Here is a 19,049-nt window from a genome sequence, read left to right as displayed (position 1 = left end):
TCCGCGTTTTGATAAAAAATACCATCCCAATAATGATTGAAAAAACGGTAAACTGACTGGCTACGCTAAAAAGTGGAGTACCAAGAGCTATGTCTGAAACAAAAACTATACCAATTTTATCCTATAGCCCACTTTCATCATGCATAATTAATGAATAGAAATAAAAAAGACCAGTATCGGTATTGATGGAATACTGGTCAAACACAGAAGTTAGTCAAAGAGTATCTTATCCAACTTTAGCCGGAATAGGCTGGTATTCACTATCAATCTCCGAAATAAGGATCTGAGTAACATTTCCTTGTTGTCGTGAATTCAAAGGCTCCTCATGAGCAATCGTCCTCATATTTAACCCCATGCTGCTATGAAAACTGCCGCTCGCCTGTGCAATAACTCCATTACCTTGTACTATATAACCTCGAGTATCGATAATATTATTGCGAATACAGTCATTAAAGACGCTTTGAATAGGAATAAACCACAGCCAATGATAATCACCATTATTATTTAGAGCAACTTTATCATTGAACCAAATAGCCACATACCCTTCTAGTTTTACATTACCAACCCAAGAACTAACCAGATCAGTAAAAGCGAGATCAATTTGCCCCCAGCCATGCGTATGCGGTGAAATAGGGACCTTAGTTGAAGCCCCATAATTAGAACTTTTTGTTGTTGTTTGTCCTTGCATAGAAGACAACGAGACTTCAGTACTGTAAGTAGATGAAGCGCCACCAATAAATGGAATACCCGCTTCAACCTTAACTGATACCCCCACTTTTACACTTTCCGTAATATTCCATGTAAACGTATCTTGCAGACCTTGTTGTAAATTGACTACGTGCTCTATTACCTGACTCGTTCCATTTTCAACATCATACTTACCCAAAAGAGCTGCACCTCCATCTTTTTGCACCGCACTCGAATAATCCAAATCTTGAGGCGGTGTCACATTGGTCTGATATTGCTTATAGTCCCTTGTATCTTTATTACGATCATACTGTGTGCTTTCGGTAAACCAACACGTTGTACCATACTGCGCAGATTGCCATTTACCCCAAGCATTCGTTATCGTATCAATATCGAGCATAATAGATCTTCCTAATTAAGAACGGTTTTGGTTACTATGGTTCGTATTAAATAAAGCCATAGTGATTTTTAGTTAGTCACACATACAACACATATGAAACCAGTTTACGTGCAACACGAAAAACTGTAGTGCACAAGTTAATATTGTGCAAGAAATGTTTATAAAATGGGAGGGGATGTGTACATAGTGAAATGGTTCGATTTATCGATAACTACTAAGATAAGAATCTAATAAACCAAGTGCAGTCTACCAATCCTTAGAAAAAGAGGAATCACAGATTTAGAATTGGCCGAAAACGGCGAACCGTATATTGCCTTTGCTAAACATTACTTAAAGTCAATACTCATGTCTTATTTGATCAATGTTGACGAATATACAATTTCAATTTTCTGTATTTCATCGCCAACTTTATTATATTACAAGATTATTATTGTGGAATGGTGCTACTACCCTGCTTCATAACGAGTAACAGCTTGCTTAAGTTTAGCCATATTCGATACGCACAGGTAAGGTTTGAGCGCCATGCATTTCTCTTCTGGCCAATTGTACACTTTCAACGCCAGCAGCTCGTTAATCACGTTCGCTTGAAAACGATATTTGACCAACTGAGCAGGAGAGCCAGCAACGATACTGTAAGGGGCAACATCTTTGGTTACAACGCTATTAGCCGCCACAATGGCACCTTCACCAATCTTAACGCCCGGCATAATCATCGCCCGCATGCCTAGCCCTATTCCATCACCCAAAGAGTGATAAAAATCACCGTTTGTAGTCATAGCAAAGTCAAAACAGCCATCGTACAAATTTTCAGCTGTGCCACAAGTTTTCAATTTTTCAGTCTACACTGTTTGAAATTGATCAATGATTAACAATCAAATCATTCACAATGACAATACCATTTATATGATGCGACTCAATTCAATAACAATAAGAGAAGTATCATATGAGAACATCGTACCTTATCGCTTACGCTGCGCTGATCAGCGCCGGTTTTACCACCAGCGCGCAAGCTGACGCCATCTTGCATGCTTTTAACTGGAAATATAGTGATGTGACAGCCAACGCAGAACACATTGCCGCAGCGGGTTATAAAAACGTGCTGGTTTCACCAGCAATGAAATCCAGTGGCTATGAATGGTGGGCTCGCTATCAACCTCAAGATCTGCGAGTGATTGACTCACCGATCGGTAACAAAACTGATTTTAAAGCCATGGTTAACGCTCTACGTAGCCATGGTGTTGGTGTTTATGCCGATGTGGTGCTCAATCACATGGCGAACGAAACTTGGAAGCGCAGCGACCTCAACTACCCCGGCAGTGAAATATTAACCGACTACGCCAATCAAGCGAGCTACTACCAACAGCAAACTCTGTTTGGTGATTTAACCCAAAATCTATTCTCAGCGTATGATTTTCATCCTGAAGGGTGTATTACCGATTGGAGCAACCCCGGCCATGTGCAATATTGGCGTTTATGCGGTGGCCCGGGAGATCGCGGCTTACCGGATTTAGCAGCCAACGATTGGGTCCTTGAACAGCAAAGAGCTTACTTGCGCGCACTAAAGCAAATTGGCATCAGCGGCTTCCGTATCGACGCAGTGAAACACATGAGTCAATACCACATCGATCAAGTGTTTACTCCTGATATTATTGCCGATATGCATGTTTTTGGCGAAGTGATCACCAGTGGTGGCCTAGGCGATGCAACTTATGATGCGTTTCTAGCCCCTTATTTAAATAACACTAATCATGCCGCTTATGACTTCCCGCTGTTTGCCTCCATTCGGGCCGCTTTTTCCTATCAGGGTTCCATGACCTTATTGCATGATCCACACGCTTATGGACAAGCATTGGATAATGCGCGGGCGATTACCTTTACTATCACCCATGACATTCCAACTAACGATGGCTTTCGTTATCAGATCCTCGATCCGCAAGATGAACAGCTCGCTTATGCCTATATCCTAGGCAAAGACGGTGGCACGCCGCTGATTTACAGCGATGCCCTCGCGGCGAACGAAGATAGAGATAATGGTCGCTGGGCGAACGTTTGGAATCAACCAACTATGCTGCAAATGTTACGTTTTCATAACGCAATGCAAGGCCAATCGATGACCATGATACATAGCGACCCATGCTTACTGGTATTCAAGCGTGGCAAACAAGGGGTGGTCGGCATTAATAAATGTGGTGAAGCAAAGCCCATCACCATCGATACCTATCAACATGAATTCAATTGGTATCGTCCTTATCAAGATGTATTAAGCGATGACGAGTTTATTGTGAATAGCCGTTACCACATGTTATCAATCCCGGCACGTTCCGCTCGGATGTGGATGCAGTAATTACCTGATTATCATGCTCTAAATACAAAAGGAGTGATTTGAAATCACTCCTTATCTTTCTTAGGCATCCACTGTTATAAAAATCAACCTTGACTCATCACAGCCCAATTTGTCTATTCACACCCGACTCTGTAGCGAAATCATCATCATGACTGACGAGAATAAATCCGCCACGATAATCATATAAAGCTTGCGCTAGGGTGATTTTAGAATCCAAATCGAGATGGTTATCTGGTTCATCAAGTAGCAGTAAGGGCTGCTGCGGTTGATGGCTGGCAATCAACATGGCTAATTTCATCTTCTCACCGCCGCTTAAACTCCCGCCAAGACGAAAGACACACTCACGACGAAAGCCAATACCCGCGAGCAATGTTCTGGCGTCCTTCGCTTTCATACCATCACACTGCTCTAGCAGGTTATCGAGCATTGACAATTGTGGCACAATCACCGCGAAATGTTGGTCAAGATAATACATTGGTGCGCTCCGTTGCAGCGAGCCTTGCTTAAGCGAAAGTTGACCGAGTAAGGTTTTCAACAAGGTTGATTTACCACTGCCATTAGCGCCGGTAAGGTGAATTTTTTCATCCGCTCTCACTTGCCAGCTGATGGGTTCATTGCGGCCGAAAACCAATACTGCATCGAACAAGGCAACGGCATACCGCACTCGATTAACGGTATCTGCCAAATAGAGTTTTTGCGGGCGAATGGACTCTTTCCTCGCCTTTAATACTTGTTGTTTAGTCTCTAAATGAATTTGACGCCGCTGCTCATTTTTAGTGCGATTGGCACTGCACGCGGTGGCTCTATCTTGCTGAAAATCCAATAAGCTTGTCGCCTGACTGCCCGTTTTACGTAATTTGTTCCCTTGCGCTGCTCTTTGCTGTGCTTTTTCACGATTTCGCTGCGCTTGTATCACTAATTGCCGTTGCTGCTTATCAAGATTGGAAAGCTGGCGATCTAGCGCCTGCAACTCGTGACGTTTTTGCTCGGCGTACACTTCATAATTCCCGCCAAAAACTTGTAGGCCAAGGCTAGATAACGCCCAAATCTCCTCCATCTCTCGCAACAGTAAACGATCATGGCTAATCAGCAAAATAGCCCCCCTGAAAGCCCTCATCGCCTCAAGCAACCACTGCTTGGCCGCCAAATCAAGATGGTTAGAAGGCTCATCAAGGATCAATAATTCAAGCGGACTACTCAATAGTTGCCAAAGCTGCAATCGCGCCAATTGTCCACCGCTCAGCTGTGCGCAAGCAAAGTGAGGATCAGCCGGTAACCCCATGGCGTTTAATTGCTGAGTCATTTGCTGCGGCAAATCCCACTGCTCGCCAATCACATCGAACCAATGCTCTGAGCAATCACCGGACTCAACGTGTTTTAGCGCCTCAAGGACATCGGCTTTACCTAAAAACTGAGCAATAGACAGGCCGCTAGCCAATAAGAGCGAAGGTTGCTGACGATAAATAGCCATCGACTTCGTTCGAGTTATCGTACCACTCGATGGTGGTAGGTCCCCGCTTAATATCGCCGCTAATATCGATTTACCTACACCATTACGGCCAACTAAACCGATACGCTGACTTTTGATAGCCAATGACAATGACTCGAACAGTCTATCGCCATTAGCAAATTGATAGCTGATATTATCAGCCTGTAAAACTGGCATGATTTGCCTCCTGTAAGTCAGGGACAATCGCCGCCGCTAAGCTGTAACGAAAATAAGATTCATAGCCAACACACCCTGATTGAAGAGCTATGCGGGTAATAATGAGGCAAAGAATGATCGGAAAGTGAGCTACGCCGACTAACCCTGTCGATCCAAAAATAAATGAAAAATGGATAACAGGCTCAGTTATTCATGTGGGCGTACTCTCCTAAAGAAATGAGGTAACCAGATTAGGGGATTTCAGCTAGAGAAGTCAAGAGGAGAAAAAAGGGGTTAGCTTAGCAAAGCTATCATCAATCTTGTGCTTGGTTTCACCGTGGTGAGCTTAGGCGTCGCTTCTTTGCGCTTTAAGAAATCACTCGATTAGACTAGATCGCACTAACTAACCAAAAGCCCAAAGAGACATCACAAAAATGCCACTCTGTTCAATATAAATGGCATTTTATTATCCCGGCAAGAGCTAACAATGAGTGGTTATTGGTACTTCTCACCTGCTGCAGCGACGAACGCCATTTCTACTAAGAGCTCAGGATTCGCCAATTCAACTTTGACGCAAGCACGGCTTGGTGCGCAGCCTTCAGGGAACCATGCATCCCATACTTCGTTTAGCGCATCGAAGTTAGCAAAATCCGTCACGTAAATCGTCACAGATAGAATGCGCGACTTATCACTGCCAACACTGGCTAACATTTGCTCAGCTTGGTCGAAAATCTGTTGTACTTGCCCTTTCATATCCGCAGTGGTATCGGCTTCTGCCACCTCAACAAAATTGGCAATGCCGTTGAATACCGTAACATCAGACCAACGTTTGCATGGATTAATACGATGAATTGTCATGTTATTTCTCTTAATTATTGTTTCTCAACCAAACACACAGGTGCACCAACATCACACGAGTATCCGGTTGGAGTGATAGCGCCAGTTTCCGGATTCCTATGAAAGCTAGCGACATTATTCGAATGTTGATTAGCAACGAGCATCCACTGCCCGTCACGGGATAAAACAAAATCTCTTGGAAACTTACCGCCACAATCGGACATCGCAATTTGAACTGGGATATTACTCGTTACATCAAATGTACTGATCACGTTTTGCCCACGGCATGAGACATAGACAAAACGCTCATCCGCAGAGAGACGAATCGCAGACGCCGCTTCTTTGTTTTCCTCATCGGCTAGCAGCTTAACCTGCTGAGTCAGATTCCATTGCTCGTCGTGCTTGCAAAGTACCACCAGCGTTTCGGACAATTCACACACCACGTACGCAATAGACTCTTCACGGTTGAAAACCAAATGACGAGGACCTGACCCAGCAGGCATAGCGACGCTTTGTGTGAGTGAAAAGTTGCATGCCTCACCATCATTTTCAAAGTCATAAAAATGGACACTATCTGTACCTAAATCGACCACAGCAAGTTGCTTGGTGTGATTAAGAAACGTTGCTTGATGCGCATGAGACGAGGCTTGACGAGCAATATTGGGGCCACTGCCTTCCACATATAATTCTGCAATAGATTTCAACGGCTTACCATACTCATCAATGTGATAAACACTTACATTGCCGGAACCGTAGTTGGCCACAGCAAGTAGCGGGGCTTTGATGTCGATATAGCAAGGATAGTCGCCTTCAATTGGCAATGCATAGCTGTCTGTATTTTCAGCAAAAATCAGCTCTGCACCTTCCAAACGTTCTACTTCATTAAAGGTGTATAAGCCATGTTCGGTAACCGTAAGATAAGACGGATTGCGTGTCGTTCTCATCGCGTCTGGCACGAGGTCGTGATTGATTGTCAGTAAGCCAGTAGTCGAATCGAGAGAGACACACGCGATACCATGACTTTGACTTGGTGAATCAGTATAGGTGCCCACATAAAAATGTAAGTGACCATTTAATGTCATGAGAAAACCTTTCGGAGATATAATAATGCTAAACCGATAAGATTCCGCCTGTGATACCAGACGGCAATCTCTTTTAGTTATCAATCGGTTAAAGTGTGAAGCAACTGCTCAGTTGGTATGACAATAGCGACAATAGTTTCATCAAAAATAATCGCATTTTCATTGATGATACGTTGATACGCTTCAACATCAGATTGGCCAATACCACTGCCCTGTTTAGCAAGTTTAATCAAGGTTAAACCTAAATCGGCAACTTTAATGGCAGCTTCTGCAACTGGCACTGTTTCTACCGACGCCACATTTGCCGCGAAAATAGGTTTGGCTTGCTGCGCCGCTAAACTAATGTTTTGATAATGCATCGCTAACGCATCCAACGCAGTTATATCACCTTGAGCATAAGCCACGACCAAATCTTGCATCTCGTACACTGCTAGGCTTTCTACTGGCAGTACGTCCGCAAAGCGGTTTAATCGTTCGTACTGGTTGTATAAATCGCCTTCGTTTGGTGTAGAGATCCACTTCTCCCAGTGACGAGCGTAGTATTGAGCTGGCTCAATGTACTTCGCTAACGTTTGTAGCGGTGTTTCGTCCGCACCATTGGCAAGACGTTTCAACATCATATTGGCATCGGCATGATGACGCAAGCCAAGGGAAATTTCAGACCATGTATCGATTACCTTCATGCGCCTGTACATACTGCGTTCATCGGTCAGGTCTTGACTCGACCATAGACGCTCAGCAATGGCGTAGCTTCTCGGCCATAAACGTTGCTCGATGGTCATTGAATCGAGGTTCTCTCCCCAAATGGTGATTTCTCCCCCCAAGATTAGCTGCTGTTCTTTCTCGGTCAGTTCTGCCGGATAACCGCCATTAGGCTCGGGAATTACACTGCCTTCCATGTCACTGCTCGCCACTAATTCTCCAGTCGTAGGCCAACGAACATTGCCAATCAACTGGTAACTACTATCTTTCAACTTGCCATCCGCAAAGTCATAATTGAACTCGGTATAAGACATAAAGTTATCGAAGTGGCCTCTAAATTTCACACCCGGTACGTACTCAATGATGAACACCTCTTCGCGAGACTTACCGTTGTAATCAGTAAACGCACGGTAGCTGCCGTCTGTCGCTTTAATAATGGTTAGATTACCTGTACGCGGACCACCTTTGTTGCGCGGTTTCACCCAATCATAAGTCGCGAATTTCTCATCTTGATATAGTTGGTCATCTACCGTAATTCCTTTCGGTATTGGGTGATTGCGGTAGTGATAGCTGGTTGGTTGCGGCTGGTCTAGGTAATAACCTGTTGAGAGAATACCTTGGTAGCCCTCTTTTGCTGCTCGACCAATACTGTCGTGCCCTTGCCAGCTTTGAATCACAATCGAAGTGGGAAGATCTTTGTGCCAGATTTCATCCCAACCTGTCATCTTCTTGCCACGTGCTTCCAGCATTTGTTCAACCTTAGTGTTCAAATACGATTGCAGACCACGCTCACCATCTAAGTTATTGTCTTTGATAAATTGCTGAATCTTAGGGTTGTCTTTCCACTGTTGGTAATTAGGCTCATCACCGCCGATATGGAAATACTCATCTGGAAAGAGCTCGACCACTTCGTCAAACACGCTCGCCAGCATCTTGTAAAGTTCGGGATTGGTAGGGTCCATTAACGGTTCAAACACACCCCAGCCACGTTGGTGCGGATAAGATTGCTCGCCCATACCAGACATCAATTCAGGGTATGCGTGCGCCACTGCCGAAGCATGTCCTGGCAAAGAGATTTCGGGGATAACTCGAATGCCAAGGTTACGCGCATAATTCACCACATAGCGGATTTCATCTTTGGTATAGTAATCACCATCTGCAGTGTCTTGCCACAGTTTTTGGTAATTATCGAGTTGGATACGGATCGCTTGATCATCCCACATATGCCAATGGAAGACATTCATTTTTGCTGATGCCATCGCATCGAGTTGGCGAAGGATCACATCGAGTTCAATAAAGTGACGGGAAGTGTCGTAAGAAACACCACGCCAAGGAAAACGCGGCTCATCTTGAATCGACACTACAGGAACAAAGTACCCTGTCGCATCCGTAGTCACTAACTGCAAAAAGGTTTCTAAACCATGGAAAGCACCGTAAGGGCGTTCGGAGCGAATGATGATCTGACCATTGCGCGATTCCAGTTGATACGATTCATCACTGTTAATGTCTTGCACCTCTGACTTCGGCGCATTGCGAATATCAATCACCAAGGTTGCGTCTTTTTCCGACTCGGCATGCCAGTTCAACATTGGTAAGCCAGTTTGGCGATATAAACGCTCCATGGTGCGCTTTATGTTGAACTGCACCCGCGGTGAATCGTAGCCTTTGATGTAAATACTGAAGGATTTATCCAGTGAGATTTTCCCCTGCCCCAGCTCTACATTTTGTGGGTAAGGCATTAGGTTAAGATCGGTGTTGGGAGTCATCGCCATCGCTGCCGTTGGAATTGTGATTAAGCCTAAAATGAGTAGTACTAATGTTCCTTTATTCATCCGCGCCATCCTATCGTTGTTATTCAACCCGAGTCACTCTGTTTCAAAGAAGCATGTGACTCGGTCAAAACACTTTGTTTGAGTTATGCGACCAGCTCCACCGCTTCACGAACCAGCTTACCAACCTCGTCCCACTGTTCGTTTTCAATTAAGCTCGGTGCAACCATCCAAGTACCACCGCAACAAACCACACGGTCGATGGCTAAGTAATCATTGACATTATTTTTGCCAATACCGCCCGTCGGCATCAAACTCACATCGACATAAGGTGCCAGTAGCGATTTCACCATCGCAATACCGCCGCTCGCTTCCGCAGGAAAGAATTTGAGGAAGGTCAAACCTAGCTCAAGTGCTTGTTCAACCTGACTTGGACTGTTCACGCCCGGTATGATTGGCATGTTGATTTCTTGACAGCGACGTACCGTATTTGGATTCAACCCCGGCGCGACAATAAACTCTGCACCCGCGTCTTTCGCTTGGGTAATTTGCTCTGGCGTCAGTACCGTACCAGCACCGATGCACATTTGCGGATAAGCGTCACGCATGGCTTTAATCGCATCGGCTGCCGCTTCTGTTCGAAACGTCACTTCTGCGACTGGCAGACCGTTTTCTACTAGTACTTTTGCCAATGGGATCGCGTGCTCAACCTTGTTGATTTGAATAACTGGAATAACTTTGAATTGCTGAAGTTGTTTAATCATTGCCTGGGACATAATACGTTCTCGGAAGTTATCGAATGAGATGAGTCATGGCGTCGTTTGGAATGATCGCGCCAGGATATTGAATAACGGTTGCGGCTAGTGCGTGACCGAGTTGAGCAGACTGCTCACAGCTTTGTCCGGTCAGTCGCCCAGCTAGATAACCAGCGGCAAAGGAATCGCCAGCGGCACAGGTGTCGATCACTTTCTCAACCTTCTCGGCAACTACGTAAGCGCTTTGCTTTTCTACGTTTTGATGCCTGAGGTTTTGTTTGTCATCACCTTGCGACCAAACCAGTTTGCATGGTTCGCAACCACGTTTGATCACGATTTCTGGGCAGCCAAAACGAAGGCAGCGCTGCTCGGCACTTTCTTCTTCCCCCCATACTAAGAGATCATCGTCTTCTGTGATAAGTGCAATGTCGACTAAAGGCAGAATTTCGCTGTACCAATGTTTCGCCTCTTCTGCAGACCAAAGTTGAGGACGGAAATTATTATCAAAGATAATTTTGCCTCCACCTTGTGAGAACAGACTTAACGCCTTTTTAAGCCTTACCTTGCTATCGTGATTTAAAATCGCAATGCTGATGCCACTTAGGTAGAGGTAATCCAGTTCTTGGTTCGTAATCGCAGACTCTAATTTATTGAGCGAAGAGGTAGAGAAGTAGCTTTTAACAGCTGCGCTGTCACGCCAATAAAGAAAGCTGCGCTCGCCTTCTTGATCTGTCTGCACCATATACAACCCCGGCAACTGAGCTGGGAAGATCTCGACAAGATCAGTTGCAATGCCTTCTTGTTGCCAGTTTTCCAGAAGCTCTTGAGAAAGCACGTCTTCCCCAAGACCGGTCGCGTAAGACACTCGGACTGGTTGCTGACTAGTCAGGCGAGAGAGGTAAAGCGCAGTATTGAGCGTGTCGCCCCCAAAGCCTTTGCGAATTGGGGCGCCGCTCAGTTCAATCATGCATTCGCCAAAGAAAGCAATTTTAATATGGGATGAATCCGTCATCGTTCACCTAATTTGGATAGATTTAGCATGGTGGCTCGGGGGGAGCCACCCGTTTGCTAGGCGCTTATGAACGAGTTTCCGATCGAGCCGGAAACTCTCTTCTGTTAAGCATTTTGATTTGCCGCAGTTGTGCAGTTTTGTAGAGAAGCATCTTGTTCCAGAAGACCTTTATCAGACAATTCCATTTCCATCAGAGCACGCTCATCATCAAGGATTGCTTTCGCTATTTCTGGTGAAACTTGGTTAGCTGGAGTCACTAGGCTTACTACCACACCTGCGGTTAGGGCAAATAAGCAAGATGGAATCACTGGGTTGCCCCAAAAAGTGGTCAGGTCTGGGCTCATCATTACTGCAAATGAAGCGATCGATGCGCCTGCCAATGTTGCCAATGCACCTTGCCAGTTGTAACGCTTCCAGAAGCGACCCAACATACCGCAGACAAACATACCAGACATGACTGTCGAGATCATCTTAGTGATGTAGCTGATGATGTCGTTCGAGGTTAGTGCGAACAGCAATGCACAACCGATCACTACAATCAAAGCCAAGCGAGAGTAATTCAACATGGATTCTTTGTTTGGAACGCGACCTGTGAACATGACGTAAACATCACGCAGTAAGATAGATACGCCCGCAATCGCATCTGAACTTGCACTCGACATGGTTGCCGATAAGCCCGCAATCAGAACAATAAGACCGACGCCTGCTGGCAATATCGTTGCTGCGATATACGGAAAAGCAAAGTTAGCGTTGTTCAGTTCAGGGTTCATCGCATGCGCCGCCATGCCAATGACTGCTGGGATGATTGAGAAGAACAAGTACAGTACACCAGATGCCACGAATGAACGACGGATGGTTGATACATCTTTACCTGAGTAAATACGTTGGCGGAATGAAGGCGTTGCAAGTACACCCACACCAATCACGACAGCAAGAGAAACCGCAGGAATTAAACCAAGCTTATCAATCGCAAGGAAGCTAACTGCTTCTGGGTCCATAGCAGAATAAAGGTTGTCTAAACCACCTATGTGCTGCACAGACAGTACCGCCATTAGAATGAAGCCGACAAACAAGATGATGGCTTGAATGGTATCCGTCCAAACTACGGCAGTGTAACCGCCAATCACAACATAAATGGTAAACGCTGCTGCGATAATCATCTTCGCAGTGCTGAGCTCAATATCGGCAATCCACGCTAAATACATACCACCCCCAAGGATGTGTGCGCCCAGCCAGCCAATACAAGCGATAAAGATAAGCAGACCAACCACGTTCTTTACGATGCGGTTTGCACCCACGTAGTAGGCAAGCTCTTCACTCATCGTCATGAAGTTAAGTTTACGAACCGGTGCAAACCACAGCGCCAATAGTAAAATACCAATTGCACCGCCAATGCCGTAAAGCGCACCAGCCCAACCGTTTGAGTAACCAAAGCCGACCGCGCCCATACTTGAGCCCGTGCCAACCATGGTTGCTATCGTGGTACCTAATACGAGAAACAGAGGTAAGCTTCGACCACCGAGTAGAAAGTCTTCACCTGATTTTTGGTTACGAGAAACAAACCACCCTAACCAAATTAAAAATAAGACATACGCACCGAAGCCGGTAAGAAATAGTGTACTGTTCATTGAACACCTCTTATATAAAATCCATCTTTCAGATTGATATAATTCCAGCAGCAAGTATTAGATTTTATTCCATATATTATCTAATTTTATTTTTATAGCTTTCGCTAAATATATTACGCACTACTGCTTTATGAAATTATATTTATGTAGGGAGTGAGAGTGCCAAAAGGGTAATAACAGGAAAGTAATTATTTCCGGCACTCTATTTTATTTAATTAGGTAAAGTGTGATTTCTATCGGCGATCTTCGCGATAGCAAGTCACATCGACCTCAACTTTCACGTCCACCACGAGATCACACACCATGCAAATACGTGCAGGTGGGTGATCACCGAAGAACTCTCTGAATACTTTGTTAAACGATTGGAAATAACGAGAATCTGTGAGTACCACTTTTACGTGTACCACGTCAGCTAGCTTGTAGCCTGCTTCTTCCATAATATCGACGCAGTTTTGAATCGCTAAGCGAGACTGGTCAACGATGCCGCCTTCTACCACTTCGCCGTTAATCATTGGTGTTTGACCTGATACATATAAGAAGCCACCCGCTTCTGTTGCACGTGCAAATGGTAAATGTTGACCGCCAGTACCTATGCCACCTTCTACACCATAACGTTTAATTGACATAATATTCTCCAGTGATAATGCTTAATTTATAAAATTAATTAATTTTATAAATTATTGATGGGTGTTATTTCTATAAATAAATACACCATTTCTATTGTCGGTGACTTTATCTTTTAAATAAGATAGCTCACCATTTACAAATACAGATTCAATACCTTGCGCGACGGAAATTGGATTTTCGTACGTTGCAGTATCTTTAATTGTATTTGGGTTAAATAAAACCAAATCTGCGTAAGCGCCTGCTCTTATTTCTCCACGATCTTTTAATTGGTAACGTGTGGCAGACATACCCGTCATCTTATGAATCGCTTCTGCCAATGGGAAAAGCTGCTCATCACGACAGTAATGCCCCAAGACTTTCGGGAATGTGCCCCACAAACGTGGATGTGGATGCGGGTCGTTTGGTAATCCATCTGAGCCCACCATGGTCAACTTATACTTAAGTACGCGTTTAACGTCGCTTTCAACCATGCAGTGATAAACCGCGCCCGCAGGTTGCAACGCTTTTGCCGCTTCCATAAGAGGCAGGTGCATCTCGTCAGCAATGTCTTTCAGCATCTTGCCAGCGTGCTCTGGTTTGCTTTCAGACCAGGTAATGAAGATATCAATTTCATCCGTAACCTGTTTTAAATCCAGTGTCGAAGAGCTAGCGGAATATGGGTAGCAATCGCAAGACACGTCTTGATGCTCAGAAACCTTGTCCATCAAATCCAGTACTTCTACCGTACGTCCCCAGTTGCCTGCACCTGCACATTTAAGATGAGAAATCACCACTGGCACTTTGGCGTACTGCCCTGTTTCAAAGGCTTCTTCCATTGCGCTGATGATTTCTTCAAACTCGGTGCGCATGTGTGTGGTGTAGATACCACCGTGATGACCGAGAATTTCCGCTAGACGCATGACTTCGTCCGCGTTCGCCTGCTTGGCACTCGCATAAGCAAGACCCGAGCTTAAACCCAATGCGCCTTCTTCCATCGCTTGCGTCAATGTTTGGCGCATTTGGTCGATTTCTTCATCGGTTGCCGTGCGCAGTAAATCGTCCATCACATTGTTACGTAATGTCGTGTGACCGACTAACGCCGCGACATTAACCGCAGGGCTAGCCGCTTGTACCGCCTTCGCATATTCCGCAAAAGTTGGGTATTTGAAATCTTCCTGCTTGCCCAATAAATTCATTGGGTCTGGCGGAGTACCACTGAGTACTGTAGGGCTTGCGCTAATTCCGCAATTGCCTACGATTACCGTCGTCACGCCTTGGCTAATCTTTGCTAAGCAATCAGGGGAACGAATCACATTGATGTCATCGTGCGTGTGCACATCAATAAATCCCGGAGCCAACGCAAGACCTTGGCCGTTGATCACCTTCTTTGCAGAAAGCTCGTCTAGCTGACCCACTTGCTCAATACGATCTTGACGAATTGCAACATCAGCCATGAATGGTGCTGCACCTGTACCGTCAAATACCTCTACGCTTTTGATAATGGTGTCGAACAGCATACTTCACTCTCTTCGTCCGTAGTTAACATGATTCCATCTTAATAATTCTTGAAATTTAAACAGTGAAGAAACACACAAAACACTAAAACTTGTTTGATACTTTTTAACATGTTGTTTATGGTGGTTAGCAACAAACACTTAATATCAATCAGTTAAACCGTGTTAGAAGTAGGTGCGCCATGAAAGACAATCGCCAAAAGTGTGATAAAAACTATCATAATGAGTTTGTTACCACGCCAGGTTACGGAGAAAAGGCTCAACCTGTTGCGGGCAATTCGGCAGGATTACACAGTTTGATCCATGAAGAGATCACCCTGCCCGCTGCAGTAATCAAATCTTCTTCATTAAAGAACAACCTCGATTGGATGCAGCGTTTCGCCAATCAACACAAAGTGAAGCTGTCACCGCACGGTAAAACCACCATGACGCCTGCTTTCTTTCAGCAGCAATTAGAAAACGGCGCTTGGGGCATTACCGTAGCAACGCCGGCTCAGGCAGAGATTGCGGCTCTCGGCGGAGCGAAAAATATCATCATGGCGAACCAACTAGTGGGGCGCGCGAATATGACCATCATCGCCAACTTGATTAAATCCCATGGGATCAACTTCTATTGCTGTGTGGATTCAAGCCGAAACATCAAAGCGCTAGAACGTGCGTTCTCTGAACATCAATTGCCGCTTAATGTACTGATTGAGTTTGGTGTCGAAGGCGGTCGCTGTGGATGCCGACACCAGCAAGATGTGGTTGAGCTCGCTACTCTCATCCACCAGCAACCTCACCTTACGCTTAAAGGTATCGAGGTCTACGAAGGCGTCATTCATGGTGACAATGCTGAACAGGACATTCGTGACTTCCTCAACACCACATTAGAAATCGCAGCTCAGCTACAAAGCAAAAAGTTGATTGAGTCCAAACCTCTGGTTACTGGTGCAGGCTCCGCTTGGTATGACGTGGTTTCCGAATGCTTCGCCAACCTAGAAGATTTTGACGCCATCATTCGCCCAGGTTGCTACGCGATTCATGACACAGGCATTTACCTAGACGCACAAAATAAAGTCATGCAGCGAGCTGAAAACAACCAAGGGGCTGCGTGTGATTTAGGCGGTGATTTGGAATCGGCTCTAGAGCTTTGGGCTTATGTCATTTCTCGCCCTGAGCCAACTAAGCTAGTTGCTGGCTTCGGTAAACGTGATGTTGCATTTGATGCCGGATTACCAACCCCTGAACGCGCATACCGCGATGGTGAGCCAATCTCGATTGAAAGTGCGGTAACTACCGCAGTGATGGATCAGCACGCCTTCATCGAAGTAGACGCAAATAGCGACCTTCAAGTGGGTGATATAATTGCCTTCTCTACCTCTCATCCATGTTTAACATTTGATAAGTGGCGTGCCGTGGCAGTTTGTGATGATGAGTATCAAGTCACTCATTGGGTGAAAACATGTTTCTGATGATGAGCTTAGTGAAGCTTTTCGCTATACTTCATGCCAAACCTGTAGAGGCGGCACAATCGCCTCCATGTAAAAGATAGGAACACAGCTTGAGTTTAGAAATCGATATTATTTCGCAAATCACTGAGCGTTTCAGTGCGCTGCGCGATGCCGAAAAGAAGGTCGCTAAGTTGATCCTAGACGACATTCAAACTGCCGCCAATGCCAGCATTACTGAACTGGCAGAAAGCGCAGAAGTGAGTGAAGCCACCATCACCCGTTTTGCCAAAGCTATTGGCTGTAAAAACGTGCGAGATATGAAGATCAAATTGGCACAAACTTTAACGGTTGGACAACGATTCATCCTTGAGCCTCCCGATCAAAGTGGCTACCAAGGTATCTATGAGTCGATCAAGCAATCACTTGACGTAAACCACCGTTTGATCGTTGAAGAAGATATCGACACTGCCGTGAACTGGCTACACAACGCAAGACAAGTGATCTGTATTGGTATGGGTGGCGGCTCGACCATTGCGGCACAGGAGATGCAGCATCGTTTGTTCCGTTTGGGTTATCCTGTTGTGGCCTATAATGATGGTTTGTTATCGCGCATGATTGCGGCGACTGCAGACACAAACGATGTGTTAGTGATGATCTCAGCCACAGGCTATACCCCTGCGATCATTGAAACCGCGCAATTAGCAAAGCAGTACGGCGTAAAAGTCATTGTGATTACTCCGAAAGACACGCCTTTGACCGAGCAAGCCGATTTGGTTCTGCCTATCGAGCACCAAGAGACAGATTTCATCTACAAGCCATCCGCTTGTCGTTACGCGATGTTGGCTTTGGTTGACGTGCTTTCGATGTCATTAGCCGTTAATCATAAGCGACGCTCTCGCGATAAACTGCGCCGACTCAAGGTTGCCCTCGACTCTTATCGTGGCGGTTTAGAAAGACAGCCTCTCGGAGATTAAACCGAGGTAACTCCTTCCGATGACAGTCGATTCCGAAAACGACAAAGCCCGATGTTCAACATCGGGCTTTTGTTTATTCGTTAATCGGTAAAGGGACGATTGGAAGATATCCGTTACTCACCATGCTAGACCGTATTCAGTAGTATTCACCCATCTTCGTGCTGTCTGAAATAATAACGCCTTCAAAGCCCATATTTTGACGCAGCAGTTGCTGTAAAATCGTCGCCGATAAGGATCGCATCCAACTGTGGCTACGCCGACTAACCCTGTCGATCCAAAAGTAAATGAAAAAATGGATAACAGGCTCAGTTATTCATGTGGGCGTACTCTCCTAAAGAAATGAGGCAATCGGATTAGGGGATTTCAGCTAGAGAAGTCAAGAGGAGAAAATCAGAGTTACTCCTCCTGATTTTGTTATTGATGTGAACGTAAGAACGTCGCACAGATTGTCGCTATACTGCATATCACTAATACCAAACCTAAATGCTGAACGATACCAGCTAAAGCTAATCCACCACCAATCAATAAGTAATACATCAGTCCCAATAATGCGCCAGCACTACCCATTTGTTGTTTATAATCAACCAAAGCTAAACTCAGTACATTGGGAATCGCAATACCAAAAGACATCACCACCAACATCATAGGTAGAACAAACCCGATTGAATTTAGCATACTAAAAACACCGCTAGCTCCTATCGCTAATAACAGCGCCGCTAACCACAATAAAGTCCTTTGCGACACTTTTTTGGCAAGGAGGGATTTGTTTGCATAACTGCCAAGCAACGTACCAAATCCCAAGACAATCCCACTGTAGCCGAATTGTTCAGAATTCAAACCTAAGTCAGAGAAAATAAATGCGCCGAGTTGGTAATAAGAAAATAAAGCAATGTTATAAAGCGCAACTAATATTACTGACAGCCATATGTGTCGGTCTTTAAACATGCTAATACTTAAATAGCCAAGTTGTAGTGGTTGCTTTTTAGTTTGAGTTTCAGGAAGCTTGAACAAATTATAGAAAAACAACAGCAAAGCGATAATAAATAGTGCGAAAAACACATAATGATGACCACCCATTGCTGTAAGTTGACCACCTAACAGCATGCCTAAGACTGGGCTGATCGAAATACCCATTCCCATTAAACTAAAGACCTTGCCTAGTTCTTCACCACTAAATGCATCACGAAGCATTGTCTGTGTAACCACTGAGCCAACCGCTATTCCAAATGCGCTGAGTGCTCGTGCAATCATAAGCACGGTAAAACTTTCCGCTTGAATCGCGACCAAAGCTGCACAGCTGTATGTAAATAACCCAGCCATCATCGTTGGGCGTCTACCAAATTTGTCCGCCAAAATACCCCAAACTAAAACACCCATGGCAAAAGCTAAGAAGTAAACGGATAGTGTTTGTGCAGCTTGGGAATAGCTAACAGAGAAGTATTGAGCTATGGACCCTAAAGCTGGGCTATAAATAGTTTCAACAATTTGTGGCAACATCAACATCACAATCATTAGCCATAAAGACGGTTTCGTACTGAGGGATCCCCTCATAATTTCCCCAAAGCGCAACCGTACCTGAATAGATTTTGAGCAAGTATGGTTGCAGCTACGAGCAAGTCTTTCCTCGTTATTGCGTAGCCAGAATGCCGCAGAACTTCCAT

Annotated in this window: 14 protein-coding genes and 2 pseudogenes; 3 read left to right on the top strand and 13 right to left on the bottom strand. The window is 45.0% G+C overall.

Features of this window, described 5'->3' with window-relative positions:
• Positions 1-226 precede the first annotated feature (226 nt).
• Entirely contained in the window at positions 227-1,087 is an 861-nt protein-coding gene (locus AACS00_RS05990; RefSeq protein ID WP_110166803.1) for a cytotoxin, read from the bottom strand.
• Between the two features lie 446 nt (positions 1,088-1,533).
• Positions 1,534-1,833 (bottom strand): annotated as a pseudogene (locus AACS00_RS05985) (CatB-related O-acetyltransferase); the annotation flags it as partial.
• A gap of 197 nt (positions 1,834-2,030) precedes the next feature.
• Between AACS00_RS05985 and AACS00_RS05980 the strand changes: the two are divergent.
• The gene (locus AACS00_RS05980; RefSeq protein WP_110166802.1) at positions 2,031-3,431 is read left to right on the top strand and encodes an alpha-amylase family protein; all 1,401 of its coding nucleotides are present in this window, start codon (positions 2,031-2,033) and stop codon (positions 3,429-3,431) included.
• 97 nt (positions 3,432-3,528) lie between these two features.
• On the opposite strand, the gene AACS00_RS05975 is transcribed toward AACS00_RS05980, so the two are convergent.
• The 9 genes from AACS00_RS05975 to AACS00_RS05935 form a co-directional block, all read right to left on the bottom strand.
• Entirely contained in the window at positions 3,529-5,097 is a 1,569-nt protein-coding gene (locus tag AACS00_RS05975; protein ID WP_110166801.1) for an ATP-binding cassette domain-containing protein, read from the bottom strand.
• 474 nt (positions 5,098-5,571) lie between these two features.
• On the bottom strand, positions 5,572-5,934 hold the full coding sequence (locus tag AACS00_RS05970) for a RidA family protein (protein ID WP_110166800.1): 363 nt from the start codon (positions 5,932-5,934) through the stop codon (positions 5,572-5,574).
• A 14-nt stretch (positions 5,935-5,948) separates the two neighbouring features.
• Entirely contained in the window at positions 5,949-6,995 is a 1,047-nt protein-coding gene (locus tag AACS00_RS05965) for a lactonase family protein (protein WP_110166799.1), read from the bottom strand.
• Between the two features lie 80 nt (positions 6,996-7,075).
• Positions 7,076-9,529 (bottom strand): beta-N-acetylhexosaminidase, encoded by a 2,454-nt coding sequence (locus AACS00_RS05960; RefSeq protein WP_110166798.1) that lies wholly within the window; start codon positions 9,527-9,529, stop codon positions 7,076-7,078.
• 83 nt (positions 9,530-9,612) lie between these two features.
• On the bottom strand, positions 9,613-10,242 hold the full coding sequence (locus AACS00_RS05955; protein ID WP_004395528.1) for a bifunctional 4-hydroxy-2-oxoglutarate aldolase/2-dehydro-3-deoxy-phosphogluconate aldolase: 630 nt from the start codon (positions 10,240-10,242) through the stop codon (positions 9,613-9,615).
• Between the two features lie 16 nt (positions 10,243-10,258).
• A complete protein-coding gene (locus AACS00_RS05950) occupies positions 10,259-11,233 on the bottom strand; it encodes a sugar kinase (protein ID WP_110166797.1) in 975 nt (324 codons plus the stop codon).
• Positions 11,234-11,337: 104 nt separating this feature from the next.
• Positions 11,338-12,861 (bottom strand): sodium:solute symporter family protein, encoded by a 1,524-nt coding sequence (locus AACS00_RS05945; RefSeq protein WP_110166796.1) that lies wholly within the window; start codon positions 12,859-12,861, stop codon positions 11,338-11,340.
• Positions 12,862-13,094: 233 nt separating this feature from the next.
• A complete protein-coding gene (locus AACS00_RS05940) occupies positions 13,095-13,487 on the bottom strand; it encodes a RidA family protein (protein WP_072669333.1) in 393 nt (130 codons plus the stop codon).
• Between the two features lie 51 nt (positions 13,488-13,538).
• Positions 13,539-14,984: an N-acyl-D-amino-acid deacylase family protein gene (locus AACS00_RS05935; protein WP_110166795.1), complete on the bottom strand. Its 1,446-nt coding sequence runs from the start codon at positions 14,982-14,984 to the stop codon at positions 13,539-13,541.
• Positions 14,985-15,163: 179 nt separating this feature from the next.
• Here AACS00_RS05935 and AACS00_RS05930 point away from each other — a divergent pair, with 179 nt between their 5' ends.
• Together AACS00_RS05930 and AACS00_RS05925 are read left to right on the top strand one after the other, a co-directional pair.
• Positions 15,164-16,435 carry an amino acid deaminase gene (locus AACS00_RS05930; RefSeq protein WP_110166794.1) on the top strand — a complete coding sequence of 424 codons (1,272 nt, stop codon included), beginning with the start codon at positions 15,164-15,166 and terminating at the stop codon, positions 16,433-16,435.
• An 89-nt stretch (positions 16,436-16,524) separates the two neighbouring features.
• Positions 16,525-17,388, top strand: a complete 864-nt coding sequence (locus AACS00_RS05925) for a MurR/RpiR family transcriptional regulator (RefSeq protein ID WP_004395533.1) — start codon at positions 16,525-16,527, stop codon at positions 17,386-17,388.
• A 148-nt stretch (positions 17,389-17,536) separates the two neighbouring features.
• Here the strand turns inward: AACS00_RS05925 and AACS00_RS05920 are convergent.
• A pseudogene (locus tag AACS00_RS05920) lies at positions 17,537-17,623 on the bottom strand (glycoside hydrolase family 3 N-terminal domain-containing protein); the annotation flags it as partial.
• Positions 17,624-17,802: 179 nt separating this feature from the next.
• Positions 17,803-18,939, bottom strand: a complete 1,137-nt coding sequence (locus AACS00_RS05915) for a multidrug effflux MFS transporter (protein WP_110166792.1) — start codon at positions 18,937-18,939, stop codon at positions 17,803-17,805.
• Positions 18,940-19,049: the final 110 nt, after the last annotated feature.

It is taken from the genome of Vibrio sp. 11986-1-5 (genome assembly GCF_963878025.1).
Classification (GTDB): domain Bacteria; phylum Pseudomonadota; class Gammaproteobacteria; order Enterobacterales; family Vibrionaceae; genus Vibrio; species Vibrio injensis.
The sequence above is the reverse complement of the archived record's forward strand: the minus strand, read 5'-3'. Positions and strand labels throughout refer to the sequence as shown.